Source organism: Acinetobacter sp. 802_lipA, from assembly GCF_058242885.1.
Genome location: NZ_JBZAYP010000001.1, coordinates 3,488,099 through 3,510,349, shown reverse-complemented (window position 1 = coordinate 3,510,349; position 22,251 = coordinate 3,488,099). Strand labels below are relative to the sequence as shown.

The 22,251-nt window shown below is 40.6% G+C and carries 20 protein-coding genes; 11 read left to right on the top strand and 9 right to left on the bottom strand.

Annotation, left to right across the window (positions count from 1 at the left end; translation table 11 throughout):
• Window positions 1-155: 155 nt before the first annotated feature.
• A complete protein-coding gene (locus tag AC4CU3_RS17455; protein ID WP_114836667.1) occupies window positions 156-1,328 on the bottom strand; it encodes a thiolase family protein in 1,173 nt (390 codons plus the stop codon).
• A gap of 518 nt (window positions 1,329-1,846) precedes the next feature.
• On the opposite strand from AC4CU3_RS17455, the gene AC4CU3_RS17450 reads away from it, so the two are divergent.
• A complete protein-coding gene (locus tag AC4CU3_RS17450) occupies window positions 1,847-2,458 on the top strand; it encodes a TetR/AcrR family transcriptional regulator (protein ID WP_004693224.1) in 612 nt (203 codons plus the stop codon).
• Window positions 2,459-2,519: 61 nt separating this feature from the next.
• On the opposite strand, the gene cysK is transcribed toward AC4CU3_RS17450, so the two are convergent.
• From cysK to rutD, 8 genes are all read right to left on the bottom strand, one after another.
• The gene (gene cysK, locus AC4CU3_RS17445; protein ID WP_114836668.1) at window positions 2,520-3,518 is read right to left on the bottom strand and encodes a cysteine synthase A; all 999 of its coding nucleotides are present in this window, start codon (window positions 3,516-3,518) and stop codon (window positions 2,520-2,522) included.
• A gap of 161 nt (window positions 3,519-3,679) precedes the next feature.
• The gene (locus AC4CU3_RS17440) at window positions 3,680-4,516 is read right to left on the bottom strand and encodes an NAD(P)-dependent oxidoreductase (protein WP_326942949.1); all 837 of its coding nucleotides are present in this window, start codon (window positions 4,514-4,516) and stop codon (window positions 3,680-3,682) included.
• Between the two features lie 45 nt (window positions 4,517-4,561).
• Complete coding sequence (rutG, locus tag AC4CU3_RS17435; RefSeq protein ID WP_114836670.1) at window positions 4,562-5,917, bottom strand: pyrimidine utilization transport protein G; 1,356 nt, start codon at window positions 5,915-5,917, stop codon at window positions 4,562-4,564.
• A 36-nt stretch (window positions 5,918-5,953) separates the two neighbouring features.
• Window positions 5,954-6,478, bottom strand: coding sequence for an NADH-dependent FMN reductase RutF (rutF, locus tag AC4CU3_RS17430; protein WP_228254574.1), 525 nt, complete (start codon window positions 6,476-6,478; stop codon window positions 5,954-5,956).
• 97 nt (window positions 6,479-6,575) lie between these two features.
• Complete coding sequence (gene rutC, locus AC4CU3_RS17425) at window positions 6,576-6,959, bottom strand: pyrimidine utilization protein C (RefSeq protein ID WP_004979782.1); 384 nt, start codon at window positions 6,957-6,959, stop codon at window positions 6,576-6,578.
• A 30-nt stretch (window positions 6,960-6,989) separates the two neighbouring features.
• Entirely contained in the window at window positions 6,990-7,739 is a 750-nt protein-coding gene (gene rutB, locus AC4CU3_RS17420) for a pyrimidine utilization protein B (protein ID WP_004979785.1), read from the bottom strand.
• Window positions 7,736-8,848, bottom strand: coding sequence for a pyrimidine utilization protein A (gene rutA / locus AC4CU3_RS17415; protein ID WP_279043292.1), 1,113 nt, complete (start codon window positions 8,846-8,848; stop codon window positions 7,736-7,738). The genes rutB and rutA overlap by 4 nt, the downstream gene beginning before the upstream one ends.
• A gap of 359 nt (window positions 8,849-9,207) precedes the next feature.
• Entirely contained in the window at window positions 9,208-9,996 is a 789-nt protein-coding gene (gene rutD / locus AC4CU3_RS17410) for a pyrimidine utilization protein D (RefSeq protein ID WP_279043290.1), read from the bottom strand.
• A 391-nt stretch (window positions 9,997-10,387) separates the two neighbouring features.
• Between rutD and AC4CU3_RS17405 the strand changes: the two genes are divergently transcribed.
• The 10 genes from AC4CU3_RS17405 (at window position 10,388) to AC4CU3_RS17360 (ending at window position 22,248) form a co-directional block, all read left to right on the top strand.
• Window positions 10,388-10,705 carry an ArsR/SmtB family transcription factor gene (locus AC4CU3_RS17405; protein WP_114836673.1) on the top strand — a complete coding sequence of 106 codons (318 nt, stop codon included), beginning with the start codon at window positions 10,388-10,390 and terminating at the stop codon, window positions 10,703-10,705.
• A 101-nt stretch (window positions 10,706-10,806) separates the two neighbouring features.
• Complete coding sequence (locus AC4CU3_RS17400) at window positions 10,807-12,540, top strand: SulP family inorganic anion transporter (RefSeq protein ID WP_114836674.1); 1,734 nt, start codon at window positions 10,807-10,809, stop codon at window positions 12,538-12,540.
• A 233-nt stretch (window positions 12,541-12,773) separates the two neighbouring features.
• Window positions 12,774-13,967 carry a serine/threonine transporter SstT gene (gene sstT / locus AC4CU3_RS17395; protein WP_087013031.1) on the top strand — a complete coding sequence of 398 codons (1,194 nt, stop codon included), beginning with the start codon at window positions 12,774-12,776 and terminating at the stop codon, window positions 13,965-13,967.
• Window positions 13,968-14,006: 39 nt separating this feature from the next.
• The gene (locus AC4CU3_RS17390) at window positions 14,007-14,675 is read left to right on the top strand and encodes a YoaK family protein (RefSeq protein WP_004693233.1); all 669 of its coding nucleotides are present in this window, start codon (window positions 14,007-14,009) and stop codon (window positions 14,673-14,675) included.
• 20 nt (window positions 14,676-14,695) lie between these two features.
• Complete coding sequence (locus AC4CU3_RS17385) at window positions 14,696-15,232, top strand: DUF2058 domain-containing protein (protein WP_004693234.1); 537 nt, start codon at window positions 14,696-14,698, stop codon at window positions 15,230-15,232.
• A 262-nt stretch (window positions 15,233-15,494) separates the two neighbouring features.
• On the top strand, window positions 15,495-16,733 hold the full coding sequence (locus AC4CU3_RS17380; RefSeq protein WP_078389085.1) for a mechanosensitive ion channel family protein: 1,239 nt from the start codon (window positions 15,495-15,497) through the stop codon (window positions 16,731-16,733).
• A gap of 448 nt (window positions 16,734-17,181) precedes the next feature.
• A complete protein-coding gene (locus AC4CU3_RS17375; protein ID WP_005399512.1) occupies window positions 17,182-19,032 on the top strand; it encodes an ABC transporter ATP-binding protein in 1,851 nt (616 codons plus the stop codon).
• Window positions 19,033-19,335: 303 nt separating this feature from the next.
• The gene (locus AC4CU3_RS17370) at window positions 19,336-20,364 is read left to right on the top strand and encodes a helix-turn-helix domain-containing protein (RefSeq protein ID WP_490738444.1); all 1,029 of its coding nucleotides are present in this window, start codon (window positions 19,336-19,338) and stop codon (window positions 20,362-20,364) included.
• Between the two features lie 71 nt (window positions 20,365-20,435).
• Window positions 20,436-20,810, top strand: a complete 375-nt coding sequence (gene gcvH, locus AC4CU3_RS17365; protein WP_004693240.1) for a glycine cleavage system protein GcvH — start codon at window positions 20,436-20,438, stop codon at window positions 20,808-20,810.
• Window positions 20,811-21,069: 259 nt separating this feature from the next.
• Window positions 21,070-22,248, top strand: coding sequence for an MFS transporter (locus tag AC4CU3_RS17360; RefSeq protein ID WP_114836677.1), 1,179 nt, complete (start codon window positions 21,070-21,072; stop codon window positions 22,246-22,248).
• Window positions 22,249-22,251: the final 3 nt, after the last annotated feature.

Sequence of the window (22,251 nt, the reverse complement as noted above, 5' to 3'; positions counted from 1 at the left end):
TCGATGCTTTCCCTGAAAATTTATGTCGCATGATCTGCATGTATTTTACATAACAAAAAAGGCCCGAATCAATCGAACCTTTGATGAAATCAACCATGCCAATTATAGATATTTAAAATATTTTCTTCACAGGCACAGCTAACGATATTACAGCTTTAGTCCAGCAGCTCGACGGCAATAGCAGTCGCCTCACCACCACCGATACATAAAGCAGCTACGCCTTTTTTCCCACCAGTACGTTTCAAAGCATGCAGTAAAGTCACGATAATACGTGAACCAGATGAACCCAATGGATGACCAAGTGCACAAGCGCCACCATTCACATTGACTTTTGCAGGGTCTAAATGAAAACCATCAATTGCAAGCATTGTAACCATCGCAAACGCTTCATTGACTTCCCACAGATCTACATCACTCGCAGACCAGCCTGCTTTGGCTAAAACTTTCTCAATGGCACCTACAGGGGCAATGGTGAACTCAGATGGATGCTGGGAATTACTTGCATAAGCCACAACTTTTGCCAATGGCTTAAGACCACGTGCGTCAGCAACTTCGGATGAAGTTACAACCAATGCCGAAGCACCATCCGAAATAGAACTCGAATTTGCCGCAGTAATCGTGCCGTCTTTTTTAAATGCCGGACGTAAAGTTGGAATTTTATCCACTTTGGCATTGAGCGGCTGTTCATCTTGATCAACCACAACATCGCCTTTGCGGCTACTTACCGTCACAGGCACGATTTCATCCTTAAAGAAACCACCTTGAATCGCAGCAACGGCTTTATTTAAAGAACCAATGGCATACTGATCCTGCTGCTCACGAGTATAGCCTTTTTTATCTGCCATTTCTTGAGCAAGTACACCCATCGACAGACCTGTTTCAGCATCTTCTAAACCTTCTTGGAACATGTGATCGGTGGTTTTACCATGCCCCATACGGTAACCCGCGCGTGCTTTTTCAAGTAAGTACGGCGCATTTGACATCGACTCCATACCACCGGCCACCACAATCTCAGCTGAACCCGCTTTAATCGCATCAGCGGCTTGCATGACGGCTTTCATACCAGAGCCACAAATTTTATTGATGGTTGTTGCACCCGTTGAGTCAGGTAGACCCGCCATACGCATTGCTTGACGTGCAGGGCCTTGTTTTAAACCTGCTGGAAGTACACAACCAAAGATCACTTCATCCACATCGGTTGGCTGTAAGCCAGAACGGTTTAACACTTCTTTAATTGTCACCGCACCAAGTTCAGGCGCGGTACAGCTCGACAGTGAACCTTGAAAACCACCCATTGCTGTACGTACACCGTCTACAATAACAATCATTTTCTATTTCATCCTTTTTTGCAGTTTATTTGCTTTTAGCCCAATTAAGAGACTTAAAAACATTCCCTATCTATTTTTTCATATTACAAAGGGGTTAATCGTTTCAGATCTTATTTTAATGTTTTTCATAGTGCTACCGTCTCAAAGCGAGTCATCTATAAAGACATTAAAATAAACACACGTGAATAAGACATCGATCCATACGACAGATGATCTATTTATCAACCCGCACTGCATTTGAGGCTTGAGTAAAGGTTCTCGTCTCTAAGAACACAGTGGCTCTACTGACAATAGTGTAAAAATCACGAAAAAGGAATGCAATGGCCCAAATTTGATCTCTAGAGATCAAATTTATTGACAACGAAATGCGAAAATGCACCTGTATTTATTTCTATTGTTGAACAAGTGGATATTTTTAAAACGATTGTAGTAATATCCAAGACCTTAGTTGCATTTTCATTTTCAACCAAGTTCAATAGCCTCTCTATAGTTCTCATGGAATACACTGGAATAAGCCAATGACTTCAGTACGCCAACAAAATTTTCTATTACGCAAAGAGAAAATTTTAGCCATGGCTGAGACTTTATTATTAGACAATAATCAAGACATCACCTTAAGCGAATTAGCAACGGAACTCGATATTGCGAAGGGTACGATCTACAAGCATTTCAAAAGTAAAAATCAACTTTATTTAGAGCTGATTATCTTGAATGAAACTCGCCTGCTAGAAATTTCTCAAAAGCATAACAACGATATTAAAACGTATGTTTCCGAATACATGCTTTATAATATGTTGAACTCGAACCGTACGATTTTACTGCACGTTATTGAAGAACGTTTAACCAATAACGAACGTAAACTCAAAGAACTTTTTGAGAAGCTCTACCAAATACGTGAACAACGTATTATCGAAATTAAAGACATGACCTCTGACTACTTAAAGTCTTTAGACAGCGCAATGTCCATTCGTGACTATTTATCTTATGTATGGACAGTGACCTACGGTGCGTCATTGTTACTCAATTCAACGCATTATCAAAAATCAATCGGTTCACGTGAGCGTCTGATTAAACTGTATGTCAACCAAGCCCTCATGACACCCGATAAAATTTCACACGCAGCCCTTTAAACTTCTAAACTGCATAAAAAAAGCTAAACATGAAATGTTTAGCTTTTTTTCATCCAGAAAATTAGTCTACGGAAATATCTTCAAACAAAACCGAAGATAAATAACGTTCACCACCGTCAGGTAAGATTACTACTATGGTTTTACCTGTATTTTCAGGGCGTGCAGCAAGTTCAGCTGCTGCTGCCATCGCTGCACCACTTGAAATACCCACTAAAATGCCTTCTTGGCTTGCTGTTTTACGCGCCCAATCAATTGCTGTTGCAGCATCAATTGGCATCACTTCATCAACCAAGTCGAGGTCTAAGTTTTTAGGAATAAAGTTAGCGCCAATGCCCTGAATCTTATGTGGTCCAGGCGTCAAAGCTTCGCCACGTTTGGTTTGACCAATAATCGGCGATTCAGCAGGCTCTACTGCAACTGAATACAGGGCTTGTTTTTTTACTTTTTCAAAATAACTTGAAATCCCTGAGATCGTACCACCCGTCCCAACACCTGCAACTAAAATATCAACTTTACCGCCTGTTGCTTCCCAAATTTCTGGGCCAGTGGTTGCTTCATGAATAGCTGGGTTTGCTGGGTTTTCAAACTGTTGTGGCAAAAAATAGGTTCCTGGATTTTCATCCAACAAACGCTGTGCTTCTTCTACCGCACCGCGCATCCCTTTTGCAGGATCAGTAAGAACCAAGTTCGCACCCAAAGCTTTCATCACTTTACGACGTTCGATACTCATGCTTGATGGCATAGTTAGAGTTAACGCATAACCTTTTGCAGCAGCAACGAATGCCAAAGCAATGCCTGTATTGCCACTGGTTGGTTCGACAATGTGCATTCCTGCTTTCAGCAAACCGCGTGCTTCCGCATCCGCAATCAGCGCAGCCCCAATACGACATTTTACTGAAAATGCAGGATTACGGCTTTCAACTTTGGCTAAAACGGTGGCTGGACTTTGTATAATTCGGTTAATACGAACCAATGGTGTGTTACCAATCGCTTCTGCATTATTACTATAAACCGCTATCCCTAAATTATTAGGCGTTGGAAAAGCTGAGTCAGTACTCATACCAATGTTTCCTATGTTGTTTTTAATGATCCACTCATTATCATACCCTGATTTTTAAATGCAAACTGACATTTGGTCGGGCTTATGTTTTTATTTGATAAATAAATCACTTAAACAGAAAAAGCATGAGTTTTCCCATGCTTTTCTCCCGCGCGACCAGCTTAAACGAGCCTTACACTATTCCACTTTTCTAACTGTGTAACGGCCGCGCTAAAATCTACTTGTGCAGCCTGTTCTCGATCTGTTTTTAAGAACAGTTCTTGTGTCACTTGAAAAACAGGTGTTTTCATCTGTCCCTCTTCGGCCAGATCCATCGCAATACCAATGTCTTTTTGCAACAGGTTTAAAGCAAATGTTTTTTGAAAAGTGCGGCTCAAAACTTTTTGCGCCATCACCGTTTCAGACATGGTACTTTTGCCACTGGAGTGATTAATACAACTCAATGCTCCAGACAAGTCAACGCCTTGATGCTTCAAAATAGACAAACCTTCAGACAGTGCCCATAAATGCGTTGCCATGAGCGTATTGTTCACCGCCTTAACCGCAAAGCCTGCACCACTTTCCCCAACGTATTCAATCAGCCCTGCAAATGCCTGAATAATAGGTTTTGCCCTTTCAAATCCAGCGATATTACCACCCACCATAACCGTCAAAGTACCGCGTTCAGCACCGATGGTTTGACCTGAAACAGGTGCATCTAAGTAAGTCACACCACGTGCTGCCAAATCAGTGGAAATTCGCTGCGCAGACTCAGGTACGCCACTGGTACAATCCACCCATAAACTTCCAGATTTGGGTGGATGTAACGCAATTAAAGCTTCAACGTCTGCACTGGTCGGTAAGCATGAAAATATCACATCGGCTTGCATCGCTTGTTGAAATTCAACCTGCAAAGTACCGAAGGTTTGCGCATGTGAAGACGCTTTTTCCGCTGTGCGATTCCACACCCAAACAGGATAACCCAGTTTTGGCAAATGGGAGGCCATGTGCCAACCCATTGCCCCAAGTCCTATAAATGCAATATTTAGACTCAAAACGTACTCCTAACTGTGTGCAATAGTGCTATTGATTTGATCGTCCGACTTTTCTACGACTGGCTCTTTCTCACTGCCTCGATTCAAGAAAAGATTAAGTAGAATGGCTGCTAGTGTTGCAGTGCCAATACCACCTAGGTCAAAACTCCCTATTTGTAAGCTGTAATTACCAGTTCCCATAATCAGACACACTGCACCAATCATTAAAGTACTGTTCTTGGTAAAATCAATTTTGTTATCGACCCAAATTTTTGCGCCAGCAACGGTAATCAAACCAAAAACCACAATGGATGCGCCACCCAAGAGTGCAACGGGAATTGTACTAATCACTGCGCCAAACTTAGGTGAAAGCCCTAGTAAAATCGCAAATACACCTGCAAAAACAAAGATTGTGGTTGAATAAACTTTAGTAACTGCCATCACCCCAATGTTTTCAGCATAGGTGGTCATCCCTGTGCCACCAACCGAAGCTGAAAGCGTAGTGCACACACCATCTGCAAAGAAACCGCGTCCCATATAAGGAGACAAATTTTTCCCCGTCATCGCCGACACAGCTTTGAAATGTCCTAAGTTTTCAGCCACCAAAATAATCGCAACGGGTGCAATCAACATCATTGCGTTTATATCAAAGGTTGGGCTGTGGAAAGTTGGCAAACCAAACCATGCTGCTTGACCGACTTTTGCAAAGTCAATTGCAGTGCCAAAACCCATGACATTGGTGAGTAAGAAGTAAATAAAATAGGATGCAACTAAGCCTAAAAGTAGCAGTAAACGGCGCACCATACCTTTGGTAAATACAGCAATGACACTAATACAAATAATCGTGATTAACGCCATCCAAGAGTCAAACTGATTGGCTGACACACTTTTGATCGCAACTGGTGAAAGGTGTAGACCAATAATCATCACGATGGCGCCTGTCACAATAGGTGGCATCAACTTTTCAATCCATGCCGTACCAGTACGTATCACAATTAAGCCGATTAACGCGTACAACACTCCACACGCAATGGTTCCACCCAGTGCTAAAGAAAGATTTGGGTTTGCTCCAACACCTGTATAACCCGTAACTGCGACCACTGCACCAATGAAGGCAAAGCTTGACCCCAAATAACTTGGCATACGTCCACCGGTCATAAGGAAGAAGAGTATCGTACCAATGCCTGTAATGAAGATCGTTAGATTCGGATCAAAGCCCATCAGCAATGGGGCAAGTACGGTTGCACCGAACATGGCAAAAGCATGTTGCAACCCCAAAATAATGCTTTTTCCTGCGGGTAAATATTCATCTGTTTGCACAGGCATTGTATCTAAATCGCCTTGATAAGGCTTAAATTTTGGAAACCACGATTCTTTTGTTTGCATGGGTTTCCCCTCCTTGTAAAAGTAGGAATTTTTGAATTAGCACATTGGTAATGGCTCGCAGTAACCACGGTTAAAATACATCAGCGCATTTAGTCCATAACTTTGCTTCATGGCTTTGACTTGGCAAAACAGCACATCATGGCTACCTACAGACATAGTCTGTACCACTTCACAATCAAAGCTCACCAAGGCATCCTCCAATACAGGTGCATTGGTCAACAGTGTGGACCATGTGCCTTGAGCAAAACGTTCGGGCATTGGCGTTTTCCCCCCAAACAGATTAGATAAGTGTTGTTGCTGACTCGACAACGTGTTTACACATAACACTTGATTGGTTTTAAAAGTATCAAACACAGATGCTGAGCGGTTTAAACACACTAACAACGTTGGCGGTGTATCGGTCACACTACATACTGCCGATGCCGTAAAGCCTGCCTGACCTGCCCCCCCATCTGTTGTAATCACATTGACCGCAGCTCCTAGATTCGCCATACCTTGACGAAACGTGTGTTGATCCAGCATCGACTCACCCATTGCCTCTGGTGCTTTATTATTCAGCATGGTTTCAACTTGATCTTGATTCATCAGTTTTGCATTCATCGTATTCTCCATGCCCTAAAAAATCGTATATCAGGGCATTAAAATTTGATTATTCCACTTAAGCCACATGTGCAACCGAAGCGATTTCAACCAAAGCCTCTGGCTTGACCAGTCCAGTCTGTACGCAATAGCGTGCAGGTTTATCGTTTGGAAAATACTCGGCATATACAGCATTAATCGCGCCATAATCGGCCCAATCTTTCACAAAAACATGATTAAAAGTGACGTCATCCATTGTGCCACCTGCGGTTGCAAGGACTCGTTTAATGGTTTCTAAAATATGTCGAGTCTGTGCTGCTGCATCACCAACGTGAACAACGTTGTTGTGTTCATCAAAGGCCAAGGTGCCTGATACATAAACGATATTGTCAGCCTTAGTTGCAGGTACAAATGGTGCAAGTGGTTTCGCTGTGCCTTCAGGCACAATAATTTCTTTAGGCATGAGGTTTCCTCTATCTTTCGTATGTATGACTTATGCTGTTTTTGCCAGTGTTTGACTGCTTGAAGTTTGAAAGGTATTCACAAAACTTTGTGTATCAGACACCCAACCAAAAAAGGTTTTGATGTTATAGAGACTTGCTTCTTGCACCTCGATAGGCCCAGCTTGATAGCACGCATCTTTAAGAGCGACTCCAAAATACTCCAAGAAAAAACCATCCCTTAAAGTCGACTCGACACAGACATTGGTCGCAATACCGACAAAAACTAAATTTCGGATTCCTCGCACCCGCAACATACTGTCCAACGCAGTATTAAAGAATCCACTATAGCGAGGCTTTTCTATGACTAAATCTTGTGGTTCAGGCTTGAGTGCATCAATCAACTCAAAATCCCAACCACCTTTTGCCAGTAGTTTTCCCTGCAGCTCTGGATTTTTGCGCATGGTTTTTAAAGCATTCGACTTATGGAAGTTTGGTGAATCACTCCCTCCTGCTTCACGGTACTGGTCATCCCAACCATTTTTAAAGTAAATCACCTGAATGCCAGCTGCATGTGCAGCAGTAATGGTTTTTTGAATGTTTTCAACCACAGGTTTGGTTTTAGATACATCAAACCCGGCCAAGTCCAAATAGCCACCTACTGAGGTATAGGCATTTTGCATATCAATCACAATCAATGCCGTGTGCTCAGGTGCTAAAGCAATATGTTCAGGTTCTGCTTTTAATGTTTTTGCTTGCAGACTTTGTTTAGTAAATTCTGTACAGACTATAGAGTCATTCATGCGCTTTTCTCCAAAACAACGCGTGGCGCATCCGCTTCAACCACGATATGTTCACGGCATTTCATCAAAGGTTGTATACGCTGACCAAAGTCTTCGACCCCTTGTACAAAATCATCAAAGGTAAGCAAAATACCTTCAGTCCCCTGAATTTCACCAATTTCATCCAACATTTGTGCAACATGTTCAAAAGAACCGACTAACGTTCCCATATTGATATTCACAGGCGAAACCGAGGATGCCATTTGGCGAATATTGGTATCTGTTCCAGATTTGGTATCTTTACTGCCTTGATTCATCAGCCAATTAATCGCCTCCATATCCGCACCAGCGTTATATATTTGCCATTTCGCATGCGCCTCTTCATCTGTTTCTGCAGCAATCACCATAAACAGTACATAGGTTTGTACATCACGCCCCGTTATATCGGTTTGCTGTTTTAAACGCTCATTGATCTCTGCATAAGCTGTCGGTGTATTCAGCCCTTTACCGAAAACAAAGTTGTAATCGGCATATTTGGCAGAAAACTCAAGCCCTGTATCAGACTGACCCGCACAAATTATTTTCATATCCGCTTGTGGACGCGGACTCACACGGCAGTCATGCATAGTAAAATGCTCTCCTTTAAAATCTGAACGACCTGTCGCCCAGAGTTCACGCAAAATTTCTACATATTCAGAAAGATATTCATAGCGCTGTGCAAAATACTCATCTCCTGGCCACATCCCCATTTGCGTATATTCGGGTGCTTGCCAGCCTGTCACGACATTTAAACCAAAACGACCATTTGAAATAGAATCAATGGTTGACGCCATACGTGCCACAATTGCAGGCGGCATCACCAACGTCGCTGCTGTTGCATAGATTTGGATTTTACTGGTCACCGCAGCGAGCCCAGCCATCAAGGTAAATGTTTCTAGGTTATGATCCCAAAACTCTGTTTTCCCACCAAAGCCACGCAGTTTGATCATCGACAAAGCAAAGTCAAAACCATAATGCTCAGCACGTTGAACAATTTTTTTATTTAGTTCAAATGAAGGCATGTACTGTGGCGCGTTTTCCGAAAGCAGCCAGCCATTATTTCCAATCGGGCAAAATACACCTATTTTCATCTCGTTCATCCTCTACACTTATTTCATTATTTGCAGAACATCAAAGGCTAAACACAGCAAGACTTTTAACCTTTAGTTTGATAAAAATATATTTGCACAAGGCGTGCCAACTATTATTTGTTATTATTTTTCAATATATTAAATATTTTTACTTGATTTTATTTTTTACCAAAAAGTAAAATTAATTTTTATTTTATGCACTATCTCTGTGAGGGGTGATCAATGATTGTGCGGTAAATGATCCAAACTAGAGTTTTTATATTTTTAGCCCAAATAAAAAAAGTGTATAGATTTTAAAACCTATACACCTTCACTTTATAAAGCAAAATTAAACAATCGATAATCTAAACTAAACTTTCCTACCCTGTTAAAAAGCTCATCATTTCCTTATTCATCAGTACTGTTTCGGTTACAGTCGCTGCATGAGCGCCCTGCTTTAAAAGAGTCAACTGTGCATGCGGAAACAACCGTTTTAGGTTTTGTGAGCGTTGGTAAGGCACAAGGAAATCATCTTGGTTTGCAATCAAATGGATCGGTATGTTTTGCAAAGCCTTTTTTATCTCCTCACTCAGTTGAAAGTTCATTAAAGCACTTAGCCGTCGCAATACATTTTCATGCGGTGGAAAGTTTTGAATTTGCAACTGTTCTTGCTTTTGAATACTTTCTATATTTGCTGAAATCCAAGCTGGCGGATATAAAAACAAAGCCTGTGCTTTGACATAAGCCTCTGTGCCAGCACATGTTAAAAGGTTAATTCGGGTTTCAAAGCATTTATAGGTATGCGCATCTAACGTGTCCCAACCATTTAAAATCGTGATTGACAACATCTGATACTCGGTCGATTGGCATAAGGTTGCCAACTCCGCACCAATAAAACCACCTAGTGCATGACCGATAAAATGAAAGCGTTGAATATGTTGTTGCTTTAAAATCAGCAAAAGCTGCTGTCCCAAATCGCGTATGCAATAATCTGGTTTTAATAATATACTGTTTTCATGGCAACCTTCTTGATCGTAAGTTAGGACATGAAATTTGGTTTGTAGGTCTTGAATTTGTGGCTGCCAAAACTGCGCATGTCCACCTAAACCTGATGACAAAACCACATATTCAGCATCTTCTATATGGGATGGAAAAATTTGTACATTCATCTCAAAGTTTACTTTTTGGTCAAAAATATTATCTAGCAATAATTATGCCTTTTAATAAATGTTTGTATTTTTTAAATTTATAATGAATTTTTTAAAAAGCTCTGTAATTATGATTTTAATGCCCTCTATATGATAAAATATTCAAAGCTTATTATAAATAATCATAAAGAATGAGTTTTTGATTTAAAAAATCGACTTAAATTATATAAATATCTAGAACTTAAGTAACATTTTGAATAACTATTTTTGATGTAAATATTAAGTATATATAACTTTAGCTAATATTTTATTTCACTAAAAGCCATGCATATTGGACTTGAAAAGACAGCATTATGAACTGCTTGGTTTTATACTAAGCGCACAGTTGTTTTGTTTTATGAGTAGGTTTTAAATGAAGACAGGACTTGAAATAACGTCTATGCGCGACTCTGCTGAAGTTGTTGTGAGTATTTTAAAATCTCTAGCCAATACTGATCGTTTATTAATTTTGTGTCATTTGTCGCAACAAGAACTTAATGTTTCTCAAATTGAAGAAATTACCGACATCAAACAGCCGACTCTTTCTCAACAATTAATGATGTTACGTAAAAGTGATGTGGTAAATACACGCCGTGATGGTAAGCAAATTTATTACTCCATTAAAGATGAACGCATGATTGAAGTTTTAAATACTTTGTATAGCTTGTACTGCCCAAAACCACGTCTCTAAACCAAATTACTGCTATATTTTCTGTGCTCTGAAAACGAATGCTAAGACTTCTTAGCATTTTTTATGCATAATATATCTAAATTTGTGATTTAGATTTTTTTATGTCTGATTGGAATCGTCGTCTAAGCCATTATCTACCCGCATGGCAATGGCTCAAGAACTATGACACGCCTACGTTTAAGTCAGATTTACTTGCATCTTTTATCGTCATTGCCATGTTGGTTCCTCAAGGCATGGCCTATGCCATGTTGGCAGGCTTACCGCCAATCACTGGGCTATATGCCAGCATTATCCCAATGATTATTTATGCCATCGTTGGCGGCAGCCCGACGCTTTCTATTGGCCCTGTTGCCATCATTTCGATGATGACCTTTGCGACTTTGAACTCGATGTTTGAAGTTGGTTCACCTGTTTATATACAAGCGGCATATTTATTAGCCCTAATGGTCGGTATCATTTCCCTGCTGTTGGGTTTATTTCGCTTTGGTTTCCTCATCCAACTGATTAGCCACCCCGTCATCCAAAGTTTCATTATTGCGTCTGCTTTGCTGATTGCGTTGGGTCAGTTGAAGTTTATTGTCGATCTGCCTTTAAAAGCCAATAATATCCCCGAGTTTGTGGTAAGTGTTTGGCAATACATCAGTTTGACTCATATAGGTACACTGCTGTTTGGACTGTGCGCAATCGTATTTTTAATTTATGTACCAAAGCTGCTGAATACTAATACCTTAAAAGGTTGGTTCGGATCGACCGTATTACTTTCGCGTACCATTCCTTTATTTTTAGTGGTTGCCTCGATTGCCTTGGTCTATTTTTTCCAACTGCAAACGCTTGGAATTAAAACCGTCGGAATCATTCCATCTGGTATGCCTCCACTCGATATGCCGTATTGGAACTGGACTTTAGTTCTGCAACTTTTGCCAGGTGCAACTATGATCGCGATGATCAGTTTTGTTGAATCACTTTCCATTGCTCAAGCCACGGCTTTACAAAACCGAAGCCAACTCAACAGCAACCAAGAACTTATCGCTTTGGGGTTAGCCAATATCAGTGCAGGTTTCAGTTCGGCCTTTCCTGTAACAGGCAGCCTTTCTCGTACTGTTGTAAATGCAGATGCAGGCGCTCAGACCCCTATGGCGGGTGTGCTCTCTTCGCTGTTGATTATTGTAGTGAGCTTATACTTTACAGGTTTCTTTCAGGACCTTCCTTTAGCCATTTTGGCTGCAACGATTATCGTCTCCATATGGAAACTTGTGGACTTTAAACCCTTCATCGAAGCATGGAAGTATTCCAAAGCAGATGGTATCGCGATGTGGATTACCTTTTTTGGTGTTGTCTGTATCGATATTTCAACTGGCCTGATCATTGGCATGATCTCAACCTTTATTTTGTTGCTTTGGCGGATTAGCCGGCCACATATTGCTGTGATTGGCTTGGTCGAGGGGACTCAACATTTTCGCAATGTTGAACGCCATCAAGTTCAGACGACGGCACAAGTACTGTCAATGCGTATAGATGAAAGCCTAACCTTCTTAAATGCCAACATATTGAAAGGTGAACTGATCAATGCCGTGAGCCAACAACCTGAGTTAGCCCATGTGGTGATTAATTGCTCCAGTGTGAGTAGTATCGACTTGAGTGCTTTAGAAATGCTGGAAGATATTAATCTAGAATTGGCCAAGCAAAACATTCAACTGCATTTGTCCGAAGTTAAAGGTCCTGTGATGGATCGACTGCAAAGCTCAAAACTATTGAAACATTTAAGTGGAAATGTCTTTTTAACCCACTATCAAGCCATTCAGACCCTTTCACCTCAGCTGCTTAAAACTTCATAAGAGACCAAATGCCTGCTTGTACTTTTTCAATATAGTGAGAAATATCAAGCAGGCATTTATGATAAAAATCCATTAAATATGTCATTTTTATGAATTAAAATGAATAATAAAAACTGGAATTACAATAACTTAATTTTTATATTTAAATATTTTTCAGTCAGTTAGCAAATTAGGTATAAAATGGCGCACTTAAAATCCGTATTTTGTCCTCGTAATTTCAACAAGGCGCCTCTATGTTTTCTGTTTTAGCGCGAATGAGTCTAGTTACTCGAATTATCATTGCCATTATTTTAGGTATTGGTGTGGCCCTCGTTTTCCCGGGTGTTGCACCTTATTTGAGCCTGCTAGGCGACTTATTTATTAAAGCGTTAAAATCTGTCGCGCCTGTACTTGTATTTGTCTTGGTTCTTGCTTCTATTGCAAATTTTAAAGTGGGTCATAGTGCGAATCTGCGTCCCATCATCATCATGTATGCAGTGGGTATGTTACTAGCGGCTTTTGCAGCAGTTGCAGTCAGCATCGCTTTCCCAAGTACTTTGTTCTTAAACTTACCTGCGAATACTGACTTGCAACCGCCAAGTAGTTTGATTGAAATCTTTAAGAACCTACTGCTGAGCTTTATTGCTAACCCTGTAACTGCCATTAGTGAAGCAAACTTCATTGGTATTTTAGCGTGGGCTGTGGCCTTGGGTGCTGCGTTCCGTCATGCCAAAGACTCCACCAAAGATTTACTCAATGATACTGCACACGCAGTAAATAGCGTGATTCGTTTGGTGATTAACTTTGCGCCTATCGGTATTTTCGGTCTAGTGGCGGTAACCTTTGCAGAAACAGGTTTAAGCACATTAGCAAGCTATGCACACTTATTGGCGGTCTTACTCGGCACAATGGCTTTCGTTGCCTTAGTCATCAACCCGCTTATGGTTGCTGTGGTAACACGTAGCAATCCATATCCTTTGGTATTTCAGTGTTTACGTGAAAGTGGTATCACTGCTTTCTTCACGCGAAGTTCTGCTGCGAACATTCCTGTGAACTTAGATCTTGCAAAACGTTTGGGTGTTGCTGAATCTACAGCGAGTGTAGCCATTCCACTCGGTGCGACCATTAACATGGCCGGCGCCTCAGTGACTATTACCGTGCTTACACTGGCAGCAGTCAATACACTAGGTCTTAATGTTGACTTTACCACCATGATGATTTTATCTGTGCTTGCAACAGTTTCAGCTTGTGGTGCTTCTGGTGTCGCAGGTGGTTCTTTGCTGTTGATCCCTGTTGCGTGTGGACTGTTTGGTATTTCATCTGATATTTCAATGCAAGTGGTTGCAATTGGTATGGTGATTAGCGTACTACAAGACTCTACTGAAACCGCGTTGAACTCATCAACTGACGTATTATTTACTGCAGCAGTTGACCGCGCTTCAAAATAATATATTGTACAATCAGTATATTATTTCTTTTTTGAAGTTATGCCATTTCAACACTTACCACTTTGGATTCAACTGGGGGCATTCTTTCTTGCAGTAAATGCAGGAATGATTAATGTCTTAGGACTGGTGACTGTTTTACACCAGTCTGTTTCCCATATGACTGGTAATGTAAGTGTTTTGGCGATGTCACTTGTACATTGGCAACCCGAAAGCATTTTATATTTGCTATTAGTAACTGTCTGCTATGTCATCGGTTCATTTTATAGCGGTGTAATTCTGGGAAATAGTCACTTTCGATTGGGACGCCGCTATGGCGTGCCACTCACGTTAGTGGCTTTTTTTATTTTTCTGTGTTGGTTCTTTCTGCCTTATTTTCCACGCTATGCTTTACTCTGGGCCTGCGTCGCAATGGGTGTGCAAAATGCCATGGTGAGCCATTATAAAGGCACCATCATTCGCACTACACATTTATCGGGTGTTCTTACCGACCTCGGTTTAGCGCTTGGTTATCGAGTGCGCGGACTCGTGGTTGAGCGTCGGCGCGTAGTTTTACATCTTTTGATTTTAAGTGGCTTTTTGATCGGTGGACTCTGTGCAAGTTGGATGTATCCCTATTTAAAACTCAATTCTTTTTTAGTTCCAACAGCATTAAGCTTGATCCTTAGTGTTGTATATTGGATCATTTACTTTCGTTATCGTCGTTTTTAAACGCAGTTGTGGAATTCGCTATGGTAAAAAATGCATTACAGGCTCAGTTACTCAAAGCCGGTTTAGTTGACAACAAAAAGGCCAAAAAACTTTCTAAACAAGCAGTGCATGAGCAAAAAACAGGTCAAAGCAGTGAAGCTGAGATCAAGGCAAAAATTGCACAAGACAAACAGCAAAAACAGGCCAAAGATCAAGCCATTGAACTTGAGAAGAAAGCGATATTGCAAGAAAAAGAGCTCAAAGCGACGATCATTCAAATGATCACGCAGCATAAAATTCGGGATACCGATGGTGACGTGGCCTATCAGTTTATTGACGATGGCAAAATCAAAAAACAATATATCAATCAACAAATTTATAATGCCTTGGTTGCTGGTAGCCTCGTGATTGCACGTGATCATGAAAGTTATGCCTTCTTACCTAAAGCTTTAGCTGATCGTATTAATGCCAAACTTGAAGGCTTTATTATCGTAAATACTTCAGAGAAAAATGAAGCAGTCACCGATGAGGAAGATCCATACGCTGCGTACGTGATCCCTGATGATCTCATGTGGTAATTTGAACCATCAGAAGCTTCCATATTGGAAGCTTCTTTTTTCCTAGTTCATTATAAAACTAATTTACCATTCCACTGACCTGACACATCCCGACCATCAACAATTTATACTTCATGACATTCAAATATCGATTTAAAAACCGAATCTACGAGAGTAAATAAACAAGTCGTTGATAACATGTATAAACTTAGTGACACAATTTGCTTAATTCGCATAGCTGATTACACTATTTACAGTGTTTTAATCAAAAGAAGATCGCATTTTGGATAATTTTCATTTTATACAGAGTTTAAAAGATTGGTCGGATCAGTATCCTTGGATCGAAATGCTGACAGGGTTCTGCATACTCATTCTAGTGGCTATACTGGCGTATATTATTGCCAAGCATGTTGTCGTTCGCGGCATTCGGCATCTCATCACTAAGCTAAAATTTGCCAATCACGACATCATGTCGCAGCATAGCGTGATTCGTCGAATTGCGAACATTGTCCCAGCAATCGTCATTATGAATGGTATCGTTACCGTTCCTCACCTATCTGCGAAAATGGTCACCTTTGTCCAAATGGCGGCACAGGCCTTTATTTTCTTAACCATTGCGCTGGCGATTGGTGAATTACTGAATATATTCAATTTGGTTTATCAACGTAATCCAAAGTCTAGAAATAAGCCTATCAAAGGCTATCTACAGCTGATCAAACTCATTATTTTCATCGTTTGTGGCTTGATGATCTTAGGGACTTTCCTGAAAAAAGATGTCTTCACCTTGCTGGCGGGCTTCGGTGCTATGGCGGCAGTGCTGATGTTGGTCTTCCAAAATACCATTTTGTCTTTGGTGGCTTCTGTTCAGATTTCATCCTACGACATGGTTCGCATTGGAGATTGGATTGAAATGCCATCTCTGAATGCAGACGGTGATGTCATTGATATGTCATTACATACCATCACTGTACAGAACTTTGATAAAACCTTTACCACGATCCCAACCAACAAATTGGTCACAGATACTTTTAAAAACTGGCGGGGTATGTCACAGGCAGGCGTACGTCGTATCAAACGCTCACTTTATATTGACCAAAGTAGCGTTCACTTTATGTCTGAAGCAGAGCAAAGCAAACTTAAAGAGTTTTTATTATTAGACCAATATTTGGATCACAAAAGCACAGAGCTGGTTGAGTTTAATCAAAAACTGAGCAATACATCTCCTTGTAATCAGCGACGTTTAACCAATATCGGGACCTTCCGTGCGTATGTTGAGCTGTACCTTAATCAGCATCCGAACATTTCAAAACACCAATCTTTAATCGTACGTCAGCTACAACCGACTGAAAAAGGCTTGCCACTGGAAATTTATGCATTTAGCAATCAAATTGCATGGAAAGACTATGAAGCGATTCAGTCGGATATTTTCGATCATTTAATTGCCATTCTTCCCGAATTTGGTCTCAAAATTTACCAAGCACCATCGGGATATGACATGCAAATCGCACTGTCAAACCCGTAATTTTTTCACTTTGGTATGCTAAAACTACCCTAGTTTTGGCATACCAAGGTCTTAAAAATACAGAATAATCATTTCAACATACGGTCTAAATTACTAGTTTTAGAATACAGATTCTGAAAATACATAACATTAGTTTTTCAACAACTGTGTTATTTACGTTGTGTATTATGTAAATTAAATACTTGATTATTTACATGAAATATATCACAATATCAACCTTTTCTCTTCATTAAATTAGCCACTCCTTTTCACTTTGTAAGACTTTCTAATCAGACTTTTATATCTATTCATCTACATTTCTTGCTATCAATACTGCTACAACAACGTTTAGTCTCTGGCAATTTACACAGACGACTGAGGTATTTTCATGCTAAAATTTTCAAATTCTGCTTATTTATAAAACGAGTCATTAACTCATAAATGACTTATTTTTTTGAAGGTTTTATTCATGTTCAAATGGTTTGAAAAACGTGTTGATCCCTATCCAGACGAAGGTTTAAACCAACCTTTACCGACCACGTTCTTTCCGTTTGTATGGCAGGCCGCTAAAGGTGTGCGTGGCTATTTGTTGATCTTGGTTTTATTCACGGCTGGGGCTGCCAGCTTTGAAGCTTTGTTCTACGCCAAAATTGGTGACTTAGTGAATTGGCTCAGTAAAAGCCAGCCAGAAACATTTTTATCGGAACATGGTTCAAACTTAGCCCTTCTATTCTGTATTTTATTGGCCAATATTTTATTTGCCAGTTTACAGTCGATTATTAAACACCAAATATTATTTAGTAATTTTCCTATGCGTCTGCGCTGGCGCTTTCATAATTTACTACTGAAGCAAAGTCTCGACTTTTTTCACAATGACTTTGCAGGACGCCTCTCCGCAAAAGTCATGCAAACCGCACTGGCAATACGTGAGTTTTGGGTTATTTTGGGTGACATGTTGGCTTATGTGCTGATTTATTTTGTCACGGTCAATCTGGTGCTTGCCGCTATTTCTCCGCTCCTAATATTACCGTTACTGGTCTGGTTAGCGTTGTTTATCTGCGCAGCGTATTACTTCATTCCACGTTTGAGCAAAGTTTCAAATGAACAGGCTGATGCCCGAGCTGTAATGACTGGCCGTGTTACCGATGCCTATACCAATATTCAAACAGTAAAGCTTTTTGCCCATGCAGGACGAGAAAGCTTATATGCCAAAGCCTCGATGCAAGAGTTCATGGTCACCGTCTATAAACAAATGCGTTTAGGTGCTAAATATGAAATCAGCATCCTGTTTTTAAACATAGTGCTTTACGCCGGTGTACTGGGCACTGCGGTTTGGTTATGGATGAATGGGCGAGTTGAACTCGGTGTTATTGCTGCTGCAACGGCTATGATTTTAAAACTGAGCAGTATTGCTGAATTTATCATGTGGCAAACCTCAGCACTTTTTGAAAGTGTCGGCACCATTCAAGATGGCATGAAAACCCTCGGTCGTTCGATCACGATTCAAGACAAACCTGATGCCAAAGACCTTGAAGTTAAACAAGGCATGATCGAATTTAAAGACGTAACTTTTGCGTATAACAGTAAAAATGTCATCGACAATTTAAACCTACGCATCCGAGCTGGTGAAAAAATTGGGATCGTGGGTCGCTCTGGTGCAGGGAAATCAACACTGATTCAACTATTGCTGCATTTTTATCAATTGAAACAGGGTGAAATTTTAATTGATGGACAGAATATCGAAGATGTCACCCAAGACAGCTTACGTCGTAATATTGCCTTAGTGACTCAAGATACCTCCCTGCTACACCGTAGTGTCGCAGAAAATATCAAATATGGCCGTCCCAATGCCAGTGATGAAGAAATGTATGCTGCTGTACGTAAAGCCAAAGCCGAAGAGTTTATTCCTCAGCTGACTGACTTACGTGGTAAATCAGGTTATGAAGCCTATGTTGGTGAACGTGGAGTGAAACTTTCAGGTGGCCAACGCCAGCGTATCGCGATTGCTCGTGTGTTCTTGAAAGATGCACCAATCTTAATTTTAGATGAAGCCACCAGTGCCCTAGACTCAGAAGTTGAAGCTGCAATTCAATCTAGCCTTGATGACTTAATGCAAGATAAAACGGTGATTGCAATTGCGCACCGTCTTTCAACCATTGCTCAAATGGATCGTTTGATTGTGCTTGATGAAGGTCGTATTGCAGAACAAGGGACACATGAAGAACTGATTCAGAAAAATGGTATCTATGCGCACCTTTGGCAGCGTCAAACAGGCGGATTTTTAACGGAACAACATCCGATTAAAAAGAAAGAAGCCTAATTTTACTTTCCATTTTCAGCACGCATAGATCATTGTCATCAATGATTTTAGCGTGCTGATTTTGAAAAGATTTTACTTAATTTTTAGCATCATTTACTAAGTGCTGATTTTTATCGAGAGTCTTATATTTTTGCTCAAAAATTTATGATATTTATAATATCGTTCCACTAAATCAAAAATGAAAAGGATACTGAATTGCTATAGGCTCAGAACATATTGTCCAACAATATGCTCCATAAATTTGAAATATTCATGCCAATATAACTTCAGTCAGAAAAGAAAGAAAAATGCAATGGATCGCGCATGAAAACAGTTTCACTTCGCCAAGATCAAGGAATTCCTGGTGTTTATGGCTTATTGTTGTTAGATGTTGTGTCTCGTTGGGGCTATAACGCAGAGACGCTATTTTCCCCTTTTCAACTCACAAGCGAACAACTCGCAGAGCCTGACTTTCGCATACCTGTTCATACTGCCAATGAACTTGTCAAGTTGGCCAGCCGTCTCACTGGTGAGCCCACGCTTGGCTACCATCTAGGCACGCAAATGCGTATTTCAATTCATGGCTTCATTGGCTATGCCATTATGACCACTCATGATATTGGCGAAGCCTTGGTACTTGCTAATCGTTTTATTCAACTGCGCATGCCTTTTTTGCAGCTTTTCTTTTCCACCTTTGGCGAAAAAGCGACTTTACAATTACGCTGTGATGTCGATATAGAACCGTTGCGTACCGATATTGCGATCAGTATTATTTTTGGCATTGTTTCTATGAGTAAGGCGCTCACTGGCATTGAAAATCTGGCTGGGGAAATTGATTTCGATTTTCCAGAACCCGAAGGTTTTGATCACTATCGTGCAAAGCTACCTAACCATAGTGTTCGCTTTGATCAACCACATTTACTTTTGAGTTTTGAGAAGCATTATCTCGGCTTTAAAATGGTCAATGCTGACCCACTTGCAAGCCAAATAGCCATTAATCAATGTGAAGCTGAGCTCTCAGCCATGGGCGAACGCCGAAGATTATCGATGCGTGTACGTGACATTTTGACGCGCTCAGAACAACACTATTTAAGCATCGAGCATGTCGCTGACCTCTTACACATGTCTGATCGAACACTGAAGCGCCAACTGGCTGCTGAAAGTACGTCTTTTTCAACCATTGTGGATGAAGTGCGTTACCGTCATGCCACGTCACTTTTGTCACGTACAGACTATAGCTTAGAGCAAATCGCAGATGAACTGGGATATAGTGATGTGGCAAATTTCAGCCGAGCATTTAAGCGTTGGAGTGGCCGCAGCCCGAGTAGTTGGCGTAAAGATCCGTATTTATAGATCTTTTGTTTTGATAAAAAAGCATGTATAAATCATGCGAAAAATGATTTTTGTATTTTAAGGAGTTATTCATGAATCATCCTTCAGAATTGAAGTATGCAAGTACACATGAATGGGTGCGTATTGAAGGTGATCTTGTTGTAACTGGTATTTCAGACCATGCACAGGATGCCTTAGGCGATTTAGTCTACGTTGAAACACCAGAAGTTGGTCAACAAATCACTGCAGGCGAACAAGCGGGTGTGGTTGAATCTGTAAAAACAGCTTCTGATATTCATGCACCAGTTTCTGGCACCGTGGTAGAAATCAATGCCAATCTGGAAGATGATCCTGACTTCGTCAATGATGACCCCTACGGCAAAGGTTGGATTTATAAAATCAAACCAGACAATATCGCAGATGTAGAACAACTCCTTTCAAGCACAGCCTATGAAGCAGGTCTATAAGCCTAGTATTCATATTTACGGCTCAAAAAATCAGTCTGCGGACTGATTTTTTGCAACCATCCTCTTATTTTGATAAATTAACTTAATATTTTTCAGTTCAACTCGCTTAAATACCAGCATTTATTACTATAATTATACTTTTCACGTGCATTATCTTATAATTTGGTTATTCTAATTTCACAGCCGTGACCTAGCTTCTGCATAAAATAATAGCAACAGCTCACGCCCTGTGGCCTCTTCTTCGAACCAAAGGTTCTGCATGTCTGCTCTTAATACATCGTCGCTATGGAATAAGTCTTTTATTCTTTGCTTAGTGAACAATCTGTTTTTGTTCATCTTTTACTTTGCGCAGACCTCAATCCTCCCAATCTATATTTTGAATGATTTGGGTGGAAGCCTTGCACAAGCAGGCTTAGCCATGACTTTGTTCATGGCATCGTCTATCGCAGTTCGCCCTTTTAGCGGACTCATTATTGAAAAATTGGGAAATAAGAAAACGCTTTTTATCGCGGAAGCCCTATTTTGTTTGTTTTCCTTGGCCTATTTGTTTGCTGATAATTTACAACTGTTGTTACTGGTTCGTTTTCTACATGGCATTTGGTTCAGCATCGTCACCACAGTTGCCGTACCTATCGTCAATGAGTTTATTCCAGAAAAACGTAAAGGCGAAGGCATGGGCTATTTTGTCATGTCCATTAATCTGGGGATTGTACTTGGGCCATTCCTCGGTTTAACCCTGATCCAGTCTGTATCCTATCCAATGGTCGCAGGAATTTTAGCGTTTAGTGTCTGTCTCGGTTTCTTGTTTTGCTTCTTTATCCCAATTCAGCAGACCACTCAAAAATTGACACCATCCGTGAAGCGCAAGCTCAGTATCCATGACTTTGTTGAAACTAAAGCCTTGAATATTTCAATTATGGGTATGATCGTTTCTTTTTCCTATGCCAGTATTATGTCGTTCATTTCAACTTATGCAGAGTCTAAACATCTGCTGAACTACGCGAGCTTGTTTTTTATCGTCTTTGCGATTTCCATGATGAGTCTACGCCCGATTACAGGCAAAATTTATGACCGTCGCGGAGCGAGCTATGTGATTTACCCAGCGATTATATTATTTAGCTTAGGACTTGTGAGTCTCAGTCAGATTCAATCTCTGACGGGTTTATTGGTTGCGGCAGTATGCGTTGGCATGGGCTTTGGTTCTGCACAGCCTTGTCTACAAACTTTAGCTATTCAAGGTGCGGAAAAGCATCGGATTGGCCATGCGACCTCCACGTTCTTTACCATGTATGACTTAGGTATTGCTCTTGGCTCTGTATTGTTGGGTCTACTCATTTCTAAGCAAGGTTATAGCTTCACCTATTTATTCTGTGCACTGACAACCATTTTAAGTTTATTGTTCTATGCCGTTATCGCGAATAGAAAGAAAACCGCTTAAAAT

What these genes read in the sequence shown, in the direction of transcription:
- AC4CU3_RS17455 (WP_114836667.1), bottom strand. Translation starts at nt 1,328, where the DNA reads ATGATTGTTATTGTAGACGGTGTACGTACAGCAATGGGTGGTTTTCAA.
- AC4CU3_RS17450 (WP_004693224.1), top strand. Translation starts at nt 1,847, where the DNA reads ATGACTTCAGTACGCCAACAAAATTTTCTATTACGCAAAGAGAAAATT.
- cysK (WP_114836668.1), bottom strand. Translation starts at nt 3,518, where the DNA reads ATGAGTACTGACTCAGCTTTTCCAACGCCTAATAATTTAGGGATAGCG.
- AC4CU3_RS17440 (WP_326942949.1), bottom strand. Translation starts at nt 4,516, where the DNA reads ATGGGTTGGCACATGGCCTCCCATTTGCCAAAACTGGGTTATCCTGTT.
- rutG (WP_114836670.1), bottom strand. Translation starts at nt 5,917, where the DNA reads ATGCAAACAAAAGAATCGTGGTTTCCAAAATTTAAGCCTTATCAAGGC.
- rutF (WP_228254574.1), bottom strand. Translation starts at nt 6,478, where the DNA reads ATGCTGAATAATAAAGCACCAGAGGCAATGGGTGAGTCGATGCTGGAT.
- rutC (WP_004979782.1), bottom strand. Translation starts at nt 6,959, where the DNA reads ATGCCTAAAGAAATTATTGTGCCTGAAGGCACAGCGAAACCACTTGCA.
- rutB (WP_004979785.1), bottom strand. Translation starts at nt 7,739, where the DNA reads ATGAATGACTCTATAGTCTGTACAGAATTTACTAAACAAAGTCTGCAA.
- rutA (WP_279043292.1), bottom strand. Translation starts at nt 8,848, where the DNA reads ATGAAAATAGGTGTATTTTGCCCGATTGGAAATAATGGCTGGCTGCTT.
- rutD (WP_279043290.1), bottom strand. Translation starts at nt 9,996, where the DNA reads ATGAATGTACAAATTTTTCCATCCCATATAGAAGATGCTGAATATGTG.
- AC4CU3_RS17405 (WP_114836673.1), top strand. Translation starts at nt 10,388, where the DNA reads ATGAAGACAGGACTTGAAATAACGTCTATGCGCGACTCTGCTGAAGTT.
- AC4CU3_RS17400 (WP_114836674.1), top strand. Translation starts at nt 10,807, where the DNA reads ATGTCTGATTGGAATCGTCGTCTAAGCCATTATCTACCCGCATGGCAA.
- sstT (WP_087013031.1), top strand. Translation starts at nt 12,774, where the DNA reads ATGTTTTCTGTTTTAGCGCGAATGAGTCTAGTTACTCGAATTATCATT.
- AC4CU3_RS17390 (WP_004693233.1), top strand. Translation starts at nt 14,007, where the DNA reads ATGCCATTTCAACACTTACCACTTTGGATTCAACTGGGGGCATTCTTT.
- AC4CU3_RS17385 (WP_004693234.1), top strand. Translation starts at nt 14,696, where the DNA reads ATGGTAAAAAATGCATTACAGGCTCAGTTACTCAAAGCCGGTTTAGTT.
- AC4CU3_RS17375 (WP_005399512.1), top strand. Translation starts at nt 17,182, where the DNA reads ATGTTCAAATGGTTTGAAAAACGTGTTGATCCCTATCCAGACGAAGGT.
- AC4CU3_RS17370 (WP_490738444.1), top strand. Translation starts at nt 19,336, where the DNA reads ATGAAAACAGTTTCACTTCGCCAAGATCAAGGAATTCCTGGTGTTTAT.
- gcvH (WP_004693240.1), top strand. Translation starts at nt 20,436, where the DNA reads ATGAATCATCCTTCAGAATTGAAGTATGCAAGTACACATGAATGGGTG.
- AC4CU3_RS17360 (WP_114836677.1), top strand. Translation starts at nt 21,070, where the DNA reads ATGTCTGCTCTTAATACATCGTCGCTATGGAATAAGTCTTTTATTCTT.